The 18,976-nt window shown below is 72.1% G+C and carries 16 protein-coding genes; 8 read left to right on the forward strand and 8 right to left on the reverse strand.

The annotated features are described in order from the left end of the window. Positions 1-84 precede the first annotated feature (84 nt). Positions 85-936 (reverse strand): SGNH/GDSL hydrolase family protein, encoded by an 852-nt coding sequence (locus ACFSL2_RS20070; protein ID WP_377199527.1) that lies wholly within the window; start codon positions 934-936, stop codon positions 85-87. Between the two features lie 154 nt (positions 937-1,090). Between ACFSL2_RS20070 and ACFSL2_RS20075 the strand changes: the two genes are divergently transcribed. From ACFSL2_RS20075 to groL, 6 genes are all read left to right on the forward strand, one after another. Next, on the forward strand, positions 1,091-1,753 hold the full coding sequence (locus tag ACFSL2_RS20075; protein ID WP_377200862.1) for a uracil-DNA glycosylase: 663 nt from the start codon (positions 1,091-1,093) through the stop codon (positions 1,751-1,753). Between the two features lie 68 nt (positions 1,754-1,821). Next, positions 1,822-2,187: a DUF3263 domain-containing protein gene (locus ACFSL2_RS20080; RefSeq protein WP_377199528.1), complete on the forward strand. Its 366-nt coding sequence runs from the start codon at positions 1,822-1,824 to the stop codon at positions 2,185-2,187. 42 nt (positions 2,188-2,229) lie between these two features. Further along, positions 2,230-2,883 (forward strand): hypothetical protein, encoded by a 654-nt coding sequence (locus tag ACFSL2_RS20085; RefSeq protein ID WP_377199529.1) that lies wholly within the window; start codon positions 2,230-2,232, stop codon positions 2,881-2,883. A gap of 322 nt (positions 2,884-3,205) precedes the next feature. After that, positions 3,206-3,409, forward strand: a complete 204-nt coding sequence (locus tag ACFSL2_RS20090) for a cold-shock protein (protein ID WP_274995013.1) — start codon at positions 3,206-3,208, stop codon at positions 3,407-3,409. A gap of 249 nt (positions 3,410-3,658) precedes the next feature. Then, positions 3,659-5,179, forward strand: coding sequence for a phytoene desaturase family protein (locus ACFSL2_RS20095; protein ID WP_377199530.1), 1,521 nt, complete (start codon positions 3,659-3,661; stop codon positions 5,177-5,179). Between the two features lie 220 nt (positions 5,180-5,399). After that, positions 5,400-7,031, forward strand: coding sequence for a chaperonin GroEL (gene groL, locus ACFSL2_RS20100; RefSeq protein ID WP_377199531.1), 1,632 nt, complete (start codon positions 5,400-5,402; stop codon positions 7,029-7,031). A 95-nt stretch (positions 7,032-7,126) separates the two neighbouring features. On the opposite strand, the gene ACFSL2_RS20105 is transcribed toward groL, so the two are convergent. The 4 genes from ACFSL2_RS20105 to ACFSL2_RS20120 all read right to left on the reverse strand — a co-directional run bounded on the left by ACFSL2_RS20105 (position 7,127) and on the right by ACFSL2_RS20120 (position 10,560). After that, positions 7,127-7,411, reverse strand: a complete 285-nt coding sequence (locus tag ACFSL2_RS20105; RefSeq protein ID WP_377199532.1) for a WXG100 family type VII secretion target — start codon at positions 7,409-7,411, stop codon at positions 7,127-7,129. 161 nt (positions 7,412-7,572) lie between these two features. Next, on the reverse strand, positions 7,573-8,277 hold the full coding sequence (locus tag ACFSL2_RS20110) for an HD domain-containing protein (protein WP_377199533.1): 705 nt from the start codon (positions 8,275-8,277) through the stop codon (positions 7,573-7,575). 113 nt (positions 8,278-8,390) lie between these two features. Next, on the reverse strand, positions 8,391-9,881 hold the full coding sequence (locus ACFSL2_RS20115; protein WP_377199534.1) for a sensor histidine kinase: 1,491 nt from the start codon (positions 9,879-9,881) through the stop codon (positions 8,391-8,393). Then, the gene (locus ACFSL2_RS20120; RefSeq protein WP_377199535.1) at positions 9,835-10,560 is read right to left on the reverse strand and encodes a response regulator transcription factor; all 726 of its coding nucleotides are present in this window, start codon (positions 10,558-10,560) and stop codon (positions 9,835-9,837) included. The genes ACFSL2_RS20115 and ACFSL2_RS20120 overlap by 47 nt, the downstream gene beginning before the upstream one ends. A 117-nt stretch (positions 10,561-10,677) precedes the next feature. Here ACFSL2_RS20120 and ACFSL2_RS20125 point away from each other — a divergent pair, with 117 nt between their 5' ends. Together ACFSL2_RS20125 and ACFSL2_RS20130 are read left to right on the forward strand one after the other, a co-directional pair. Then, positions 10,678-11,271 (forward strand): NYN domain-containing protein, encoded by a 594-nt coding sequence (locus tag ACFSL2_RS20125; RefSeq protein WP_377199536.1) that lies wholly within the window; start codon positions 10,678-10,680, stop codon positions 11,269-11,271. A gap of 23 nt (positions 11,272-11,294) precedes the next feature. After that, complete coding sequence (locus ACFSL2_RS20130; RefSeq protein ID WP_377199537.1) at positions 11,295-12,128, forward strand: carbonic anhydrase; 834 nt, start codon at positions 11,295-11,297, stop codon at positions 12,126-12,128. A 139-nt stretch (positions 12,129-12,267) separates the two neighbouring features. Here the strand turns inward: ACFSL2_RS20130 and ACFSL2_RS20135 are convergent, their stop codons facing one another. From ACFSL2_RS20135 to ACFSL2_RS20145, 3 genes are all read right to left on the reverse strand, one after another. Continuing rightward, a complete protein-coding gene (locus ACFSL2_RS20135) occupies positions 12,268-14,421 on the reverse strand; it encodes a TPM domain-containing protein (protein WP_377199538.1) in 2,154 nt (717 codons plus the stop codon). 125 nt (positions 14,422-14,546) lie between these two features. Then, a complete protein-coding gene (locus ACFSL2_RS20140) occupies positions 14,547-16,244 on the reverse strand; it encodes a DNA repair helicase XPB (RefSeq protein WP_377199539.1) in 1,698 nt (565 codons plus the stop codon). Positions 16,245-16,287: 43 nt separating this feature from the next. Then, positions 16,288-18,936: a helicase-associated domain-containing protein gene (locus ACFSL2_RS20145; protein ID WP_377199540.1), complete on the reverse strand. Its 2,649-nt coding sequence runs from the start codon at positions 18,934-18,936 to the stop codon at positions 16,288-16,290. Positions 18,937-18,976: the final 40 nt, after the last annotated feature.

Raw genomic sequence — 18,976 nt, forward strand, 5'->3', positions numbered from 1 at the left:
TGGCCTCCGACGGGCTCGGAGGCCAGCCGGCGCGGACGCCGGAGCCCCTGGCTCACCCTGGAAAGTCTAGGACGGGTCGAGCGGTCACGCCCGCGGCCACGTCTGCGGCGTCGGCCACTTCGCGGAGCGGCCGTCCCCGCTCGAGGTGCCCGTCAGACGGCGCTTGACCCACGGGCCCACGTGCTGGCGCATCCAGACCGCGTTGGCGCGCGCCGCGTCGCGGAAGGCCGCGGGCGGGGCGGCGTCGAGCGGGTTGTCGTAGGCGTCGTCGTCCGGCTCCAGGCCGAGCGCGACCAGGGCGGCGTTCGCGACCCGCTGGTGCCCCTCGGGCGTCAGGTGGATCCGGTCGTCGGACCAGAGGCGCAGGTCGCCCAGCGAACGCATGCCCCACAGGTCGAGGACGTGGGCACCGGTGCGGCGGGCGATGGACCAGAGGTTCGCGTTGAAGATGGCCGTACGGCCGTTGGTCCAGCTCAGGGCGGCGCCGGCCTTGAAGCCGGTGCCCAGCAGGACGTCCGCGCCGGACGCGCGGAGCACCACGACGGCGTCCTCCAGCGCGGCCGAGATCGCCTCGACGTCGGCCGAGGCGCGCAGGATGTCGTTGCCGCCCGCGACCAGCGACACGAGGTCCGGCCGGGCGTCGATGGTGACATCGAGCTGTTCGGCGATGACCGGGCGCAGCTTGCGGCCGCGGATCGCGAGGTTCGCGTACTCGAGGGGCGTCTCGCCCGCCGCGATGCGGCGTGCCGAGAGCACGGCGGCGAGGTTGTCCGCCCAGCCTCGCTGGACGTCCGGGGCGTCGGGGTACGGGTCCCACAGGCCCTCCGTGAAGGAGTCGCCCATGGCGATGTACCGCTCCCAGCGGACGGGTGCGGTCGCGGCGACGTCGGGGGTGTGGCCTTCCGGGTCTGGGGTTGTCGTGGTCACGGCCCTCATTCTCCCGGCTGCGGGGGCCAGGTCGCTGGCTCGCGCGTGTGACGGGCAGCACACCCTGGCAGTGTCGGAGGGTGCCGGTAACCTCCTGCACGTGGAGACCACCGTGAACCAGACACCCCCAGTCGACACCGACGCCGCAGCGGGCCCGCCTCCCTTGTCAGAGGTGGTCGCACCGGACTGGGCCGAAGCGCTGGCGGACGTCGAGCCGCGCATTCACGCGATGGGGGACTTCCTGCGTGCCGAGGTGGCCCAGGGGCGTACCTACGTTCCCGCGGGTGAGAACGTGCTCGCGGCGTTCAAGCGGCCGCTCGCGGACGTACGCGTGCTCATCGTGGGTCAGGACCCCTATCCGACGCCGGGCCACGCCATGGGGCTCTCCTTCTCCGTCCAGCCGGACGTGCGGCCCGTCCCGCGCTCGCTGGTCAACATCTACAAGGAGCTGCAGGACGACCTCGGTCTCCCGCTCCCGTCGAACGGCGATCTGCGGCCGTGGGCCGACCAAGGTGTCATGCTGCTCAACCGGACGCTCACCTGCCGTCCCGGCTCGTCGGACTCGCACGCCGGCAAGGGCTGGGAAGAGGTCACGGAGGCGGCGATCCGTGCGCTGGTGGCGCGCGGCGGTCCGCTCGTGGCGATCCTGTGGGGCGCGAAGGCACGCAACCTGAAGCCGTGGCTGGGGGACATCCCGGTCGTCGAGAGTGCGCACCCGTCGCCGCTGTCGGCGCGCAACGGCTTCTTCGGCTCGAAGCCCTTCTCCCGGGCCAACACTCTGCTCGAGCAGCAGGGCGCGCAGCCCGTCGACTGGCGTCTCCCGTAGGGGCGGCTCCGGCGTGGTACCCGGCGTCGCGAGGGGGGTCGGCGTGTTGACACTGTGAAAGGGGAAGGGTGAAGAACAGCCACATGCTCGGGGCGCACGGCGGGTTGGTGGGCGAGGTGCTGGCCGCCGATGGGGGCGCCCCCGTCGACGACCGCGCCGAGCGGGTCGAGAAGTCCGAGCGCAAGCTCTCCGACCGTGAACGAGAGATTCTCGCGTTCGAACGCCGCTGGTGGAAGTACGCCGGCGCAAAGGAGGAAGCCGCACGGGAACTGTTCGATCTGACGGCGACGCGTTATTACCAGGTTTTGAACGCGCTGATCGACACCCCGGCGGCTCTCGAGCACGACCCGATGCTGGTCAAACGCCTGCGCAGGCTCCGTTCGACCCGTCAGCGGGCGCGTTCCGCACGCCGCTTGACGGACGAGAACCACTGAGCGGGCACCGATCCGTCACAACGACCCGCTACTCTCTCTGCCGTGACGAAGAGTGGCTACCCCTACCCGCCCGACGAGTTCGACGTCGCTGTCCCCGGGGGCGCACCCGTGGGTGTGCACCGTGCGCCGCGTAGCGGATGGAGCTCGGCCTGGCCGTTCCTGTTGGTTGCCGTAGTCTGCGCCGCCGTGGCGTGGGGCGGCATCACGCTGCTGTCCGGGGGTGACGACCCGGCAGAGGCGTCGGGTGGCGCGTCGCCCTCCGCATCGGCGTCGGCGTCGACGTCCGCTTCGGCCCCCGCGTCGCCCAGCTCGTCGCCGAGCGCCTCGCCGTCGACCGAGACGCCCGAGCAGAGCGTCGAGGAGCTTGTCGCTTCCGTCGACCCTGCTGCGGCGTACATGGTGTTCAACCGCGGGACGGTCCCCGGGCTTGCATCGTCGACCAGCGAGGGTCTGGTCTCGAGCGGACTCGGGGGTGCCACCTTCAGCCAGGAGGCGGACCCGGAGAGCGCGCCCGACCTCTCGGCTGTCGACACGGCGGCCGCAAATACCGTCTGGTACGGCGAAGGGCGGGAGACGGAGGGCAAGGCGACTGCGGCGATCCTTGGCATCCCGGAATCCAACGTCGTCATGAACGACGCTGTGACCAACTCGTCGGAAGCCGTCTGGGTCTTCATGTACACGGAGCCGACGGGCTGACAGGCCCGAAGGGTACGACCGCGGCAGGACTGCTGGAGCGTGCGTGACCGAGAGCCGATGGCAGTGTGGTCGTCGGCTTTCGGTCAACGTTCGGGCGGCGCCCGCGGGAGGCAGCACGGGGGCGGAATGTCCACCAGTTCCGTACCACCATGCTGATATTCGCCTGCGCCGACCCTTGTGCAAGCCTCTGACCTGCGCGTTCGCCTTCCGCTGAATGCCTCATACCGGACATAGAGGCTTCCCTGGTGTGAGCCGGACCACTAGGCTCGAACCACCACGGGTCGACCGAGTGTCCCGTGCAGAGGTACAAGGAGAACTACGCATGGCCCAGGGCACCGTCAAGTGGTTCAACGCCGAGAAGGGGTATGGCTTCATCACCCCCGACGCCGGCGGCCAGGACCTTTTTGTTCACTACAGTGCGATCCAGACCGACGGCTACCGGACCCTCGATGAGGGTCAGCCGGTCGAATACGAGGTGGGGCAGGGACAGAAGGGTCCGCAGGCGGAGCAGGTTCGTCCAGCCTGACATCGATGGGACGACGGGCGGGAAGGGCCCGCCCGTCGCCCGCCCCCCAAGGATGCCGGGACCCAGACCCTGGCGTCCGCCCCCCGAACGGTCGACGACGACCTCCCCCGCACAGTGTCGGACGACGATGCCCGACCCCCACGAGCAGCCGCCCCGTACCGCGGCTGCTCGTTCTGGTTGTGAGGCCGGCTCGTCGTCCCCGGCGCCCGTCGTCGGCCGCTTGCCGCCCGGCCGTGATTCGATGGGGGAGTGACCCTGCTCGACGCGGTGGTGGTGGGTTCAGGACCCAACGGCCTGGCGGCCGCGGTGACGCTCGCCCGCGCGGGCCTCGGGGTCCAGGTCCTCGAGGCCGAGCCCACGGTCGGTGGCGGCGCACGTACCGTCGCGATCCCCGAGCTCGCGGACGGCATGCTGTTCGACCTCTGCTCCGCGGTGCACCCCATGGCCTGGGCGTCGCCGTTCTTCCGGGCCTTCGACCTCCCCGCGCACGGCGTCGAGCTGATCGCGCCCGACATCGCCTACGCCCAGCCGCTCGACGGCGACCGGGCCGGCCTCGCCTATCGCGACCTGGCGCGGACCGCTGACGGTCTGGGGGTGGACGGCGACGCCTGGTGCGACCTGCTGGGTCCGCTCGCCAGCGACTGGCGGCAGGTCACGGCGCTCGCCATGGGCGACAAGCGGACCCCGCGCGGCATGCTGGACGGGCTGGGCGGCCCCGGCGAGCACGCGCTCACGGCGTCGAACCTCGGCTCGATGGTCCGGCCGGGCCTGCGGTTCGGGGCAGCCCTCCTGGAGCAGGGCGGCCCGCGCTGGGACCGGCGGTTCCTCACCGACGAGGCGAAGGCGCTGCTCACCGGCGTCGCGGCGCACAACATCACGCCGCTCCCGTCGCTCGCGGGCGCGGGTACCGCACTGCTCCTCGCCGCACTCGCGCACGCCGACGGCGGCTGGGCGATACCTCTCGGCGGCTCCCAGGCCATCACGAACGCGATGGTCCGTGATCTGGAGGCCCACGGAGGTGAGGTTCGCACCGGCCGCCGGGTCGAGAGCTGGTCGGACCTCCCGCCCGCCCGTGCCGTCCTCTTCGACACGACGCCCAGCACCCTGCTCCGGATCGCGGGGGACCGGATCCGGCCGTCGCGGCGCGCGGCCCTGGGCAGGTTCCGGTACGGGAACGCGGCCGCCAAGGTCGACTTCGTCCTGGACGGCCCGGTCCCCTGGCGGGTGCCCGACGTCGGGCGCGCCTCGACCGTGCACGTGGGCGGGACCCGCGCCGAGATGGTGATCGCCGAGGACACCGTGGCGCACGGGCTGCATGCCGACCGTCCGGTCGTGCTGGTCAGCGACCCGGGCGTGGCCGACGTGAGCCGGCTGCGTGGTTCGACGCGGCCCCTGTGGGCGTACGCGCACGTTCCCGCCGGCTCCACCGAGGACGTCACCGAGCCGGTCACCCGGCAGATCGAGCGGTTCGCGCCCGGCTTCCGCGACGTCGTCGTCGGCTCGCGGTGCATCCCTGCCGCGGGATTGGAGCGGCACAACCAGAACTACCCGGGAGGCGACATCTCCGCCGGGGCAGCGACCATGTGGCAGATGGTCGCGCGCCCGACGCTCGCGCCCGACCCGTACCAGATCGCTGAGGGCGTATACCTCTGCTCGGCGTCGACCCCGCCCGGTCCGGGAGTGCACGGGATGGGTGGCTGGCACGCCGCCCGCCGCGCGCTCCTGCGGGAGTTCGACGTGCGCCACGCGCCCGGCCTGGCGGCGGGATAGGCCCGCGGCCGGTCTCGCCGGCAGTTCGCCGGCAGGGTACGCGCCTTGCACTCTCCTGGTCCGAGTGCCAATAATGTCTTAGCACTCTCCGTTCGAGAGTGACAGCAGGGTCGAATGGTGAGGCCTCCTGTCGCGGCGAGACATGATCGCCGCCGGCGGTAGGCCGTCCGTCGCGGGCACCGGCCGGCCTGGACAAGCCACCAGCGGAGGATTCATCCCCATGGCCAAGATCATCGCTTTCGACGAGGAAGCTCGTCGGAGCATGGAGCGCGGGCTCAACCAGCTCGCCGACACGGTGAAGGTCACGCTCGGCCCTAAGGGCCGCAACGTCGTTCTGGACAAGAAGTGGGGTGCCCCCACGATCACGAACGACGGTGTCTCCATCGCCAAGGAGATCGAGCTCGACGACCCGTACGAGCGGATCGGCGCGGAGCTCGTCAAGGAGGTCGCCAAGAAGACGGACGACGTCGCGGGTGACGGCACCACCACCGCCACCGTGCTCGCCCAGGCGCTCGTCAAGGAGGGCCTGCGCGTCGTTGCCGCCGGTGCCAACCCGATCGCCATCAAGCGTGGCATCGAGAAGGCCACCGAGGCGGTCACCGAGCAGCTGCTGAACGCTGCCAAGGAGATCGAGACCAAGGAAGAGATCGCTGCCACGGCCGCCATCTCGGCCGGTGACCCGGCGATCGGCGAGCTCATCGCCGAGGCCCTCGACAAGGTGGGCAAGGAAGGCGTCATCACCGTCGAGGAGTCGAACACGTTCGGCCTCGAGCTCGAGCTCACCGAGGGTATGCGCTTCGACAAGGGCTTCCTCGCCCGCTACTTCGAGACGGACCCCGAGCGCCAGGAAGCCGTGCTCGAGGACCCGTACGTCCTGATCGTCGAGTCGAAGATCTCGAACGTCAAGGACATGCTGCCGCTGCTCGACCAGGTCATGAAGTCGGGCAAGTCGCTCCTCATCATCGCCGAGGACGTCGAGGGCGAGGCCCTGGCGACCCTGGTGCTGAACAAGATCCGTGGCACGTTCAAGTCCGTCGCCGTCAAGGCACCGGGCTTCGGCGACCGCCGCAAGGCCATGCTGCAGGACATCGCGATCCTCACCGGCGGCCAGGTCATCACCGAGACGGTGGGCCTCAAGCTGGAGAACGCGACGCTCGAGGAGCTCGGCCAGGCGCGCAAGGTCGTCGTCACCAAGGACGAGACCACGATCGTCGAGGGTGCCGGCGACGCCGACCTCATCGCCGGTCGCGTGAACCAGATCCGCAGCGAGATCGACAAGTCCGACTCGGACTACGACCGCGAGAAGCTGCAGGAGCGCCTCGCCAAGCTGGCCGGCGGCGTCGCCGTCATCAAGGCCGGTGCGGCCACCGAGGTGGAGCTCAAGGAGCGCAAGCACCGCATCGAGGACGCCGTTCGCAACGCGAAGGCTGCCGTCGAGGAGGGCATCGTCGCCGGTGGTGGCGTGGCCCTCATCCAGGCCGGTGCCATCGCGTTCGCCAAGCTCGAGCTCGAGGGCGACGAGGCGATCGGTGCGAGCATCGTGCGTGCCGCCATCGACGCCCCGCTCAAGCAGATCGCCCTGAACGCCGGCCTCGAGGGCGGCGTCGTGGCGGAGAAGGTGCGCAACCTCCCCTCCGGTCAGGGCCTCAACGCCGCGACCGGCGTGTACGAGGACCTGCTCGCCGCGGGCGTGAACGACCCGGTGAAGGTGACGCGTTCCGCGCTGCAGAACGCCTCGTCGATCGCCGCGCTGTTCCTCACCACCGAGGCCGTCGTCGCCGACAAGCCGGAGCCCGCGGGCTCGCAGGGTGGCGGCGACCCGACCGGTGGCATGGGCGGCATGGACTTCTGAGTCCTGCCTGACCCGTTCGGGCCCTGGCCCGGGCACCCGTCCGACGCCGGTCGGTCGCCCTCCGCACGGAGGGCGACCGGCCGGCGTCGGCCGTCTCACGAGAACATGCGGGTCGTCGCCGCCTCCGCCTCCGCATAGGTGCGCGCCGCAGCCGTCAGGGCGGCCTGGATCGCGTCGAGCGCGCCCTCCACCTGTGCCTGCGCGCCCCGCCACTGCGCGACCGTGCCACCGAACGCTGCGGCGGCCGGCCCGTGCCAGGTCGCCTGCAGCGCGTCGAGGTTGCGCATGAGCGCGCCCACCTCCGTGCGCACCGTCGCCACCGAGCCCGCCACCGCGGCGCCCGCCTGCTCCACCTGGTCGCTGTCGACCTCGAACCGCATGGCCCTCACCTCCCTGCGCCGGCCCGTCCGGCGTCGTCCACCGACGGTAGGGACACGCCGCCCGACGGCGCGGCGTACCCGGGGCGCGCTGTGCACGGGCGCGTGCGAGCCCGGGGTGTGGTCGTGCTCGAACCGTTGCGGGGTGGTCGGGAGGGTCTGTCTCAGGCCGAGTCGAGCTTCCGCTGCTCCTTGCGCAGGCGGTGCAGCTCCATGTCGAGGTTCTGCCGCGCGGGCTCCTCCCAGGCGGCACCCATCGGGCTCAGGAACAGCGACTTGCGGGCGAGCAGCCGCTCGATGACCCGGATCCGCGCCTTGAGGTACAGGTCCGTCGGGATGTGCGCGTACTCGGCGCGCACCGCCGACTTGTACTCCTTGTAGCGCTGGGGCTCGGCGGCGAGCATCGCCAGGTCGGCGTCGTTCAGTACCGCCGCGTCGAAGTCCGCCGGATCCGGCGCATGCCGCACGATGGCGTTGACCAGCGCTGCCACGCGGTCGGCCGCACGCGGCGGCACCCCGAGGTCGGTGAGCTCGTCATGGGCCAGGACCGCGGAGGCGGTGGACTGCTCGCCACCGTGCGACGCCTCCGCCACCTTCTTCTCGGAGCTGAACACGGCCCCGTGGTACCAGGCGGCGAGCCGCACCAGGTCGGGTTCGTGGGTCTCCTCGGCCAGCTGGTCCACCCGGTGCAGCACCGCGGCCAGGTGACGCAGGTTGTGGAAGTGGCGGTGCTCGTCGGACCATCGGTCGAGCAGCTTCTGACCGACATCTTCGATCGCCTCGGTGTCCGCCGTGGCTCCCGCGCCCACCGCGCTGCGGACGAAAGACTTGAGGAACCACTGCGGCGCGTCAGACGTCAGCACGCCCATGTGAATTCTGCCTATCGGTTGAGGTCGGTCACTGCACCGTCAGCCTATTACCGAATACGTCAATGGCGGCTACCACTGTCTTGGATGGTGGTCACCCCACGTGTGGGTGGTGGTCAGCGCGGCAGCGTGATCTGGACCGTGAGGCCACCACCCGCGGTGGTCGACACCTCGACGTGCCCGCCGTGCGCGCCGACGATCGCCGCGACGATCGCCATCCCGAGCCCGGAACCGCCGGACTCGCGGGTACGTGACGAGTCCGCGCGGTAGAACCGCTCGAAGATCCGATGGCCCTGCTCCTTGGTGAGGCCGGGTCCGTGGTCGCGCACCTCCAGCACCGCGACGCCGTCCGGCCGTGTGCCGAGTGCGATCTCGACCGGTGTGCCGGCGGGGGTGTGCCGCGCGACGTTGCCGATGAGGTTGGTGACGACCTGACGCAGGCGGTCGCGGTCGCCCTCCACGACGAGCGTGTCGGGAGCCTGCCCCTGCGGGCCGTCGGCACCTGCCGCGAGCGGCACCACGGCGACGTCGCGGGTGGGGTCCAGCGCATGCAGGTCCTGGGCGGAGTCCTTGGCGAGGGCGGCGAGATCGACGTTCTCCCGGGCGATGGGCCGGCCCTCGTCGAGCCGGGCGAGCACCAGCAGGTCGTTGACGAGCGTGCCCATGCGGCGAGCGGCGTCCTCGATGCGGGCCATCGTGTCGTCGACCTTGTCGGTCGAGTCGAGCGCGCCCATCCGGTACAGCTCGCCGTAGCCCCGGATGGTCGCGACGGGCGTGCGCAGCTCGTGCGACGCGTCCGAGACGAACTGCCGCATCCGTGCCTCGGACGCCTCCTGCGCCGCGAACGCGCGCTCGATCTGGGCCAGCATCGCGTTCAGCGATACGGCGAGGGAGCCCATCTCGGTGCTGGGCGGCGCCTCGGGCACCCGCTGGGTCAGGTCACCCTGCGCGATCTGCGCGGCCGTGTGCTCGACGGACCGCAGCGACCGGAGCGACCGCTCGACGAGCACCCATGCCGTGAGCCCACCCAGCAGCACGATGCCCAGCCCGGACAGGATGAGCGTGTTGGTCAGGAACGAGACCGTGCGGTCCACTCCGACCAGCGGCAGCGCGACGTAGATGACCGCCCGCTCGCCGGACGGCTGGAGCGTGCCGACGAGGGCGATGACGCGCCAGCTCTCGCTCCCCGCGGTATCGGTCGCCGAGGGGACCGTGAACGGCTTCCTGCCGCTGTCCGCTGCCTGCTCGTACGTGAGGTCCGGCAGGTTCGGCTTGCCGAACCGCGCGATCGCCCAGGTGCCCGCCGACCTGACGGTCCCCTCCACGCCGACGGCCTGGACGTAGTAGTCGCTGGGTAGTCCTTGCGAGGTTCCCTGGAGCACGTCGCTGGGGTCGAGGGCGGTGTTGCGCAGCTCGTTGTCGACCTGCTCCACGAGGTTGTTCGACACGAACGTGGTCGTCGCGAAACCCGCGATGCCGAGCCCCGCCGCGAGCAGCAGCGAGATGATCGCGACGAGGCGGGCACGCAGCGGGATGCCGGACAGGCGCTCCTTGATCCGCTCAAGCACGGGCAGGCTGCGGGGCGCGGAGCAGGTACCCCACGCCACGCTTGGTGTGGATCAGTGGGGGCAGAAGCTCTCCGTCGACCTCCAGGGTGTCGATCTTGCGCCGCAGGTAGGAGATGTAGGACTCGACGATGTTCGCGTCCCCGCCCCAGTCGTACTGCCACACGTGGTCCAGGATCTGCGCCTTGGACAGGACCCGTCCGGAGTTGAGCATGAGGTAGCGCAGCAGCTTGAACTCCGTGGGGGAAAGGTCCACCTCGATGCCGGCGCGGCGCACCTCGTGCGAGTCCTCGTCCATCTCCAGGTCGCCGACGTGCAGCACCGCCTCCTCCTCGGGGGTGGGCACCCCCGTGCGGCGCAGCACCGCGCGGATCCGGGCCACCACCTCCTCGAGGCTGAACGGCTTGGTCACGTAGTCGTCGCCGCCGACGGTCAGGCCCTGCACCTTGTCCTGTGTGTCGTCCTTCGCCGTGAGGAAGACGACGGGGGTGTGCCGGCCGGTCGCGCGCATGCGGCGCGTCACGGTGAAGCCGTCCATGTCGGGGAGCATCACGTCGAGCACCACGAGATCGGGCTCGACGTCGCGGACGAGCTGGAGGGCGCCGTTGCCGTCCGCGGCCGCATGTACCTCGAAGCCCGCGAAACGCAGGGAGGTGGACAAGAGCTCACGAATGTTCGGTTCGTCGTCGACGACGACGAGACGCGCCTCAGGAGTAGCCATGTTTCCAGTGTGCGACCGGTTCCTGAAGGGTGCCTGAGATTCGCCCGGGAAATCGCCCAGACTTCAGCCCCACGATCCGTCCGGCCCGCCACCTGCCCCGCCGCTAGGCTGTGACGCATGTCAGCACCGTTCCCGCAGGTTTCAGGGCAGACGCCCCGGCGCACGTATCTCATCGTCGACGGTGAGAACATCGACGCCACGCTCGGCATGAACGTGCTGAACCGCCGTCCGGCACCGGAGGAGCGGCCCCGCTGGGACCGCATCTCCGCGTTCGCGGAGAAGGTCTGGTCGCAGAACGTGGTGCCGCTGTTCTTCCTCAACGCGACGTCCGGCCAGATGCCGATGCCGTTCGTGCAGGCGCTGCTCGCCATGGGCTACAAGCCGATCCCGCTGGCCGCCCAGGGGTCGGAGAAGGTCGTCGACGTCGGTATCCAGCGCACCCTCGACGCGCTGCTGGACCGCCCCGGCGACGTGCTGCTCGCGAGCCATGACGGCGACTTCCTGCCCCAGATCGAGGCGCTGCTCGACGACGACGACCGCCGCGTGGGCCTGCTGGGCTTCCGGGAGTTCGTCAACGCCCGGTTCACCGAGCTGGAGCAGCATGGCCTGGTCATGTACGACCTGGAGGCCGACGCCGACGCCTTCACCACCATGCTGCCGCGCGTGCGCATCATCCCGATCGAGGAGTTCGACCCGCTGCGCTACCTGTAGCCGGGGTGGGTCACAATCTACGGGTGAAGAGCTCTGTCCTGCCCGTCGTCCTGCTCGTCGCCCCACTGCTCGTGTCCTGCGGGTCGGGCAGCCTCGCCGACGGTGAAGCAGCCCAGGCCTCGTCGACCGCCGAAGCCACCGAGGCCGCCGAGACGGGTGAGGCGGGTGAGGTGCACTGGTCGTACGACGGCGAGGAGGGCCAGGATGAGTGGGGCGACCTCTCCGCCGACTTCGAGACCTGTTCGGCCGGGCACGCCCAGTCGCCCATCGACCTGCCGGCCCACGCCGATCAGGAGCCGACGGAGTACCTGAAGATCACGTCGACGCCGACCGTCGCGCAGTCGGTGGACACGGGCCACACGATCCAGCTCGTGCCCGAGCGCGGCGCGTCCAGGGTCGAGCGGGACGGCACCGAGTTCGACCTCGCCCAGCTGCACTTCCACGCACCGTCGGAGCACACGGTCGACGGCGAGGCGATGGACGCCGAGCTCCACTTCGTCTACGCCACGCCGGGCGGGCAGACGTTGGTGGTCGGCGTGTTCGCCGAGGAGGGCACGCGCGAGAACAAGGTCTGGCAGCCGTTCGTCGAGGGCGCGGCAAGGCCCGGCACCACGGACCTTCCGTTCTACGTCGCCGCGATGCTGCCGACGGATCCGACCTACGTGTCCTACCTGGGCAGCCTCACGACACCGCCGTGCACCGAGGGCGTCCACTGGGTCGTGTACTCCACGCCCGTCAAGCTCTCGGCCGACCAGATCGCCGTGCTCGAGGAAGCGTCGCAGGGGCACAACGCGCGCCACACCCAGCCCGAGGGCAACCGCACCGTGTCGGAGGGCACCGCAGTCCTGGCGCACTAGCGGCCGAGTACAGAGTTGGTTGCGGCCGCGAAGGCCGACTGCAGACTTGATTGCGGCCAGGAGCACTCAATCCGCGACCAAATCTGCAGTCGTGAGCGGAGGTGTTGGCAAAGTCTGCTGTCGGCCCATGGCTGACCGGCTACCTCGTGGCCGTCGGCCACCAGGTGCGGACCGTGCCGAGCTTCTTGAGCGCGTCGGGTCGGCCGCCGCCGAACCCGCCGCCACCGAACCCGCCGCCGATCCGCGCCGTGCTGGCGCGCCGGCGGGAGCGCACCAGGCTCGGGTCCAGCAGGATGCCGCCGAGCAGCATGCCGCCGGTGACGGGCCCGTTCTCCTCGACGACCGCCTCCGGATCCGTCTCCACGACGGCGTCCGCGTCCTCGCGTGCGAGCCGGGCGGCCTCCTGCACGAGCGCGCTCGAACGCTGGGCCATGCCGAGAGCCGCGGCCGGGTCGGCGGGGTGCGGCGTGCGGGCGGTGTCGGCGAGCCGGGTTGCCTCCGCGAGCCGGGTCCGCGCCGTCGAGCCGACGGCGCCGCGGCGCGTGGCGACGAAGTCGGCGGTCTGCCGGAGCTGCTCGTCCACCCGGCGGAGGGTGTCCCGCAGCAGCGCCGAGGCCCGTGCCGCCACCTCGGTGGCGTCCCGGGTGCCCGCAAGGGCGGCGTCGAGCGACGCCTCCGCGGCGGCGATGCGCTGCAGGCCGGCGAGCGGGTCACCACCTTCACGGGTCACCTCGACGTGCTTGAGCGAGGCCTGGGCGGCGGTCCGGGCGAGCGTGATCCGGAAGTCGCCCTCGACGGCACGGGCGGCGGTCACATCCTGGGTCAGCGACGCTATCGACTTGTCGAGCCGGCCGGCCGCCTCTTCGAGGTGGGCCGCGATGGCATCGACGGCATCGAGGAGCACGACCGCCTGCCCGAGGGCGTTCTGGGCCCCGCGGGCGTGCGCGACGGCGACGGCCTTCTGGCCGGTCTCCAGGGCGGACCGACCGGCGCCCACCGCCTCCTGGGCGTTGGCGAGCAGCAGCTCGGCCTGCTCCGGGTTGCCGGCGACCATCGCCAGCGTGCTCTCGGGGTAGCGCCGCGCGAGCTGCTCCAGCGTGGCACGCGTGGTGGCCACCCGTCGGGCGACCTCCGGCTCACGAGCCTCGACGTCGGACAGCAGCTCGGGGGCGCGCTGCTGCAGGCGGCGCAGGTCGTCGAACGCGCGGGTGCGCGCGTCGAGCGTGTCCGCGGCACTCTCGCACAGCGCGATGACGCGGGACAGGCGCGTGCGCCGTGCCGGGTCGTCGGGGCCGGCGCCTGCGTCGTCGGCGTCCAGCTCCTGCCGGATCGCGAACGCCTGCCGGACGTCGCCGGTGGCGCGCGCCAGGATCAGCTCGAAGTCCTTCGTCGCATCGGCGCCCAGCTCCGCGCGGGCGAAACCGAGCTCCTGCGTGCATGTCTTGAGCGCGTCGTCGATCCCCACCAGTGCGGCGGCGGCGCGCTCGTCGAGCTCGCCGAGGGACAGGCCGTCGAGCTCGTCCGACGTCGGGCCACCGGACGCGGGGGTGCCGGCACGGAGGCGGGCCAGGCGCGGCAGGAGTCGCGGCGCGACGAAGCGCCACAGGACGAACCCGAGGGCGGCGAGGACCAGGACGCCGCCGACGGCGATGCCCGCGACGAGGAGCGGGCTGGTCGAGGCCGCGGTGGACCGTCGGACCGTCTCGGCGGCCTCGGTCGCGGCGGCCGCCCACTGCTCGTCCTCGACCGCCGCCGTCACGGTCTCGCTGATCGCCTCGAGCTCCGCCGCGGTGAGCGGGACGTTGCTGTCCGCGGACAGGCCGAACTCGCGGTCGACGGTGGCGATGGCGAGCAGCAGGTCCTCCGTGCCGAGCCCGGACTGGTTGGCGCTCGCGTTGGCCCAGTCGTCCGGTTCCGTGCCGTCGAAGCTCTCGATGTAGACGACGAACATGCGCAGGTCCGACTCGTCGGTGAGCCGGTCGAAGGCGGCCTGCACGTCCTGGCGGGCGCTGTCGTCGAGCGCGCCGGCGCCGTCCGTCACCGGGGCGGTGAGCGTGATCGGTGGCGAGGCCGGCAGCACGTCGGACATCAGCTCTGCCTGGGTCGCGGCGGACAGCCGCGGCGACACCGACGGCAGTGGCTCCGCCGGAGCGGTGACCGTCGCGTTGGCGGCCTGGGAGGTGGCCGCCAGCACGATACCGACGAGGCCTGCGAAGGCTACGACTGCCCACCCCCCGGAGGACCGGGTGCTGGGCTGGTACGGATGCTCGTGTCTTGCTGGGGACTCGATCACGTCCCTGATCGTCGCCCCGGGTTCAAGACCTCGCAATCGGAGAGGGTGCTGTTGCGCATATGCAACGAATCCTCAGGTAAACGCCCAGCGTGAAGCCCATTTTCACGCAGCGGTTCGACCGCCGGTCAGAGGGCCGACGAGTCGGCCGGGGACTCGTCCAGGTCCTCGGCGTCCACGATGCGGTAGGCGTACCCCTGCTCGGCCAGGAACCGCTGCCGGTGGGCGGCGAAGTCCTGGTCCACGGTGTCCCGCGCGACGACGGCGTAGAAGTGCGCGGTCCTGCCGTCGGCCTTGGGTCGCATGATGCGTCCGAGGCGCTGTGCCTCCTCTTGACGAGAACCGAAGGAGCCCGAGACCTGGATCGCCACCGAGGCCTCCGGCAGGTCCACCGAGTAGTTGGCGACCTTGCTCACCACGAGGCGGGAGATCTCCCCCTCGCGGAACGCGCCGAAGAGCCGCTGCCGCTCCTTGTTGGTGGTCGCCCCCGTGATGATGGGCGCGCCGAGGTGCTCGGCCAGCTCCTCGAGCTGGTCGATGTACTGGCCGATCACGAGCACCTGGTCGTCCGGGTGGCGCGCCACGATCTGCTCCACCACCTTCTTCTTGCCCGAAGCCGACGCCGCCAGCCGGTACTTGTCCTCCATCTCGGCCGTCGCGTACGTCATGCGCTCGCTCTCCGGGAGCGTGAGCCGCACCTCCACGCAGTCGGCGGGCGCGATGTAGCCCTGCGCCTCGATGTCCTTCCACGGCGCGTCGAACCGCTTGGGCCCGATCAGGCTGAACACCTCGTCCTCCCGGCCGTCCTCGCGCACCAGCGTGGCCGTGAGGCCCAGCCGGCGGCGCGCCTGGAGGTCCGCGGTCATGCGGAAGACCGGGGCGGGCAGCAGGTGCACCTCGTCGTACAGGACCAGGCCCCAGTCCCGCGCGTCCAGCAGCTCGAGGTGCGTGTAGACGCCCTTCCGCTTGGTGGTGAGCACCTGGTAGGTGGCGATGGTGACGGGCTTGATCTCCTTGCGGGTACCGGAGTACTCGCCGATCTCGTCCTCGGTGAGGCTGGTGCGCCGCACCAGCTCGTCGCGCCACTGGCGCGCGCTGACGGTGTTGGTCACCAGGATGAGCGTCGTCGTGCCCGACTTCGCCATCGCGCCGGCGCCGACGATGGTCTTGCCCGCGCCGCAGGGGAGCACCACGACACCGGAGCCGCCGTGCCAGAACCCGTCCACGGCCTGGGCCTGGTACGGACGCATCTCCCAGGCGGCGGCCTGCTCGTGCGGGGTGCGCGGCTTGGTGGTGGGGCTCAGCTCGATCGGGTGCTTCTCGCCGTCGACGTAGCCCGCCAGGTCCTCGGCCGGCCAGCCGAGCTTGACGAGGACCTGCTTGAGGTGGCCGCGCTCGGAGGGGTGCACCGCCACGGTCGCCTCGTCCAGACGCTCGCCCACCAGCCCGGCGGTACGCCGTGACTTGAGCACCTCCGCGAGGACCGCCCGGTCGGTGGAACGCAGCACGAGGCCGTGCGCCGGGTCCTGCACCAGCTGGAGGCGCCCGTAGCGGGCCATCGTCTCGGCGACGTCGACCAGCAGGGCGTGCGGCACGGGATAGCGGCTGAACTCGATGAGTGTGCTGACCACCTGCTCCGCGTCGTGGCCCGCGGCGCGCGCGTTCCAGAGGCCCAGCGCCGTGAGGCGGTAGGTGTGCACGTGCTCGGGCGCACGCTCGAGCTCCGCGAACGGCGCGATCGAGCGGCGCGCCTCTTCGGCGCGCGGGTGGTCGACCTCCAGCAGGAGCGTCTTGTCGCTCTGGACGATCAACGGGCCGTCGGGCATACGGGACTCCCTCAGTCTTGCTCTGGTCTTGCTCTGCTGCGCCTTACGGCGCGGACGTCGTCGGCAGGACCGACGCGATGCGGTGGACGGCGATGGTCAGCTCGGCCTCTCGGTCCGGGTCGAGAGCACGGAGCCGCCCGCCGTCGAGGTTCAGGGGCTTCAGCTCGCGGCGCTCCAGCCGGCCGGTGTGTCCGGCCACCTCGACGATCACCGTGGAGCCGTCGCGGAGCGCGTCGCGCAGCAATGCCAACCCGTCAGCGGGGTGCTGTGTTCCCGGGTCGTCGCCGTGCGGGTCGGCGGCGGGCGTCACGGCGCGGTCCAGACCGGGTGTATCCGCGGCAGACAGCGGTTCCAGGGCGCCATGGCGTGGCACTTCTCTCACTGGCTCGGGCCGGGGCACGCTGGCGACCACGCGGTAGCCGCGCAGCGGGCCACCTCCGCCGGACGCCGTCACCGACCGGGCCACCTCCGCCGCGTCGGCCCGTGCGCGCGCCCCGGACCGCGCCGCGTCCTCGACCGCGCGCAGCTCGGCCACCAGTGTCTCCGGGTCGGGCACGCGCCCCGCGACGTCGGCCGTGGTGCCCATCCGGATGGCCGCCGCCGAGCGGGGGGCCGGCATGGCCCGTCCCGTCACGCCGCGGCGGGCGACGAGCACGCGTCCGTCGGGCCCCTCGAGGGCCGAGACCAGGCCACGCTTGCGCAGCGCCTCGTGCAGGGTCGCCGCGGGCACGGATGCCGCCAGCACGGTGGGTGCGAGCCGCACCAGGTTCAGCCCCACGAGCGTCGGGTCGTGCTCCAGGCCGGCGAGCACCGTGGCGTCGGCGGCCCGCAGGTACGACGACGCCGCACCCACCCGTACCGCGCCGTGCCGTCGAGCGGTGTCGCGGATCAGGTACTCCAGCGGCTGCGGGACCGGTACGGGCGACCGGTGGGCCAGCTCGTCGAGCATGCCGTCGGCCGTCTCGCCCTGGTCGAGGGCCCGGGTCACGGTGGCCGGGCTGAACCGCACGGTCGTCGCCGCGCCGCGGGACTCGATGTCCGTCGACCGGTCCAGCAGCCGTGCGAGGTCACGCGAGGGTCGCCCCGGGACGATCCCCGTCAGGTCGCCCTGCAGCAGGATCTCGTCCACCTCGTGCGGCAGGATCGCCCGCAGCGCGTCGGCGACGTCGGGCCGGCCGAGCACGAGCGCACGGCCCGGCGTCGACAGCGCTCCCGCGCCCGTCACGCCCAGCCACTCCGCCTCGGCGAGGAGGCCCTCGACGGCGCTCGCCGGCGGGATGGAGCGCGGCGTGTGCCAGGTCAGCACCTCGACCACCGCCTCCGTCGTGGGGGCGAGGACGGTGTCGTCGGACGGCTCTGCCGTCAGCACCCCGAGCACGCCGTCGCGCAGCCGGGGCACCCACGGGCGCTGCAGGTCGGGGGACAGCGGGGCCCGGAGGGTTCCCTTGTCGTCGCGCGAGCCCACCAGCCACGGTGCGCGGCGCGAGGCCAGCCAGGCCTCGGCGAGCCGCGCCCAGCGTGCGGCGTCGTCCAGGTCGTCCCAGTCGGTCACGGTCGGCACGTACGACGGCGGCGCGTCGCCGTCGTCCCGCACCAGGCCGGCGAGCGCGGCGACCTCGACCACGAACGCAGCCGCCTGCTCGTCCGTCTCCAGCAGCGTCGCGGCCCTGCGCAGGTCACGCACGCCCAGGCCGCCCGCCCGCAGGACCGTCGGCGGGCTCTCGTCCCAGGACTGCCGCAGCAGCCGGACGCGCCGGACGAGCTCGAGCGCCGCGCTGGCCGCCTCGGCGTCGGCCGTGGCGGTGTGCACGGTGCGGCCCTCCGCCCGGGGCGGCAGGGTGCGTGGCTCGCGGTGCGTGTGCCCGTCGCGGAGCGCCAGCCCGACCAGGCGCGGCAGCACCACGTGTCGAGCGTCCGACCGGACCAGGAGATGTTCGGTGACCAGCCAGTTCACGGCGTCCCGCGGCCGGGAGCCGGCGGGCGGCACGACGCCGACCGGCGGCCCCCAGGCCAGTGCGTCCAGGATGGCCCGCGCACCGGGAGGCGCCTGGGCGAGGAGCGCGTCGAGTGCCACGGCCGTCTCGGTCCGGCCGGGGGCCGCGCCGAGGGCGTGGCCGACGGCCTCGGGCAGACCGTCCGGCACGGGGTCGAGGTGCGGCCCGAGACCTGCCGGGTTCGGGCCGAGCAGCTCGTCGAGGCCGGGCACCGTGCGCAGGTCGAGCGTGTCGCCGTACTCGCCGGCGGCGTCCCAGAGCAGGGCCTCCTCGACCGCGCGGCGGACGGCGTCGGCGACGCGGGGCCGGTCCTCCGCCGCACCGCCCAGCGCCCACGTGACCACGTCGACGCCGAGCGGGCCGGTCAGCGGTGGCTCGCCCCTGCCGCCGGCCCGCGAGGTGTCCCCGCCGCGGTCCGGTACGTCGCGTGGCTCCGGCAGCGGACGGAAGACGGGTTCCAGGGCGAGCACCGCCTCCAGGACCTGCAGTGTCAGGGCGTCCGCGCGCGCGAGTGCCCGCTCGAGCGACGTGCGGCTGGAGGCGCGGGCCGCGAGCGACCGGAGTGTCGAGGGAGAGGGCGAGGCGAGGTCAGGACGGGCGCGCAGGAGCGCGGCGAGCGCGGTGTCCGAGCGCTGCCGGAGGTCGTCGGCGAAGTGCCGCGTGGCCGCCGCCGGCGCTGCGGGGAGCGAGGAGGCCATCCTGACGATGCTACGCGGGTTTCCTGGGCCGGAGTTCGGC

Origin of the sequence: Promicromonospora aerolata (assembly GCF_042682255.1) — a bacterium.
In the GTDB taxonomy this organism is placed as follows: Bacteria; Actinomycetota; Actinomycetes; order Actinomycetales; family Cellulomonadaceae; genus Promicromonospora; species Promicromonospora aerolata.

What these genes read in the sequence shown, in the direction of transcription:
- ACFSL2_RS20070 (WP_377199527.1), bottom strand. Translation starts at nt 936, where the DNA reads ATGAGGGCCGTGACCACGACAACCCCAGACCCGGAAGGCCACACCCCC.
- ACFSL2_RS20090 (WP_274995013.1), top strand. Translation starts at nt 3,206, where the DNA reads ATGGCCCAGGGCACCGTCAAGTGGTTCAACGCCGAGAAGGGGTATGGC.
- groL (WP_377199531.1), top strand. Translation starts at nt 5,400, where the DNA reads ATGGCCAAGATCATCGCTTTCGACGAGGAAGCTCGTCGGAGCATGGAG.
- ACFSL2_RS20105 (WP_377199532.1), bottom strand. Translation starts at nt 7,411, where the DNA reads ATGCGGTTCGAGGTCGACAGCGACCAGGTGGAGCAGGCGGGCGCCGCG.
- ACFSL2_RS20110 (WP_377199533.1), bottom strand. Translation starts at nt 8,277, where the DNA reads ATGGGCGTGCTGACGTCTGACGCGCCGCAGTGGTTCCTCAAGTCTTTC.
- ACFSL2_RS20120 (WP_377199535.1), bottom strand. Translation starts at nt 10,560, where the DNA reads ATGGCTACTCCTGAGGCGCGTCTCGTCGTCGTCGACGACGAACCGAAC.
- ACFSL2_RS20125 (WP_377199536.1), top strand. Translation starts at nt 10,678, where the DNA reads ATGTCAGCACCGTTCCCGCAGGTTTCAGGGCAGACGCCCCGGCGCACG.
- ACFSL2_RS20140 (WP_377199539.1), bottom strand. Translation starts at nt 16,244, where the DNA reads ATGCCCGACGGCCCGTTGATCGTCCAGAGCGACAAGACGCTCCTGCTG.
- ACFSL2_RS20145 (WP_377199540.1), bottom strand. Translation starts at nt 18,936, where the DNA reads ATGGCCTCCTCGCTCCCCGCAGCGCCGGCGGCGGCCACGCGGCACTTC.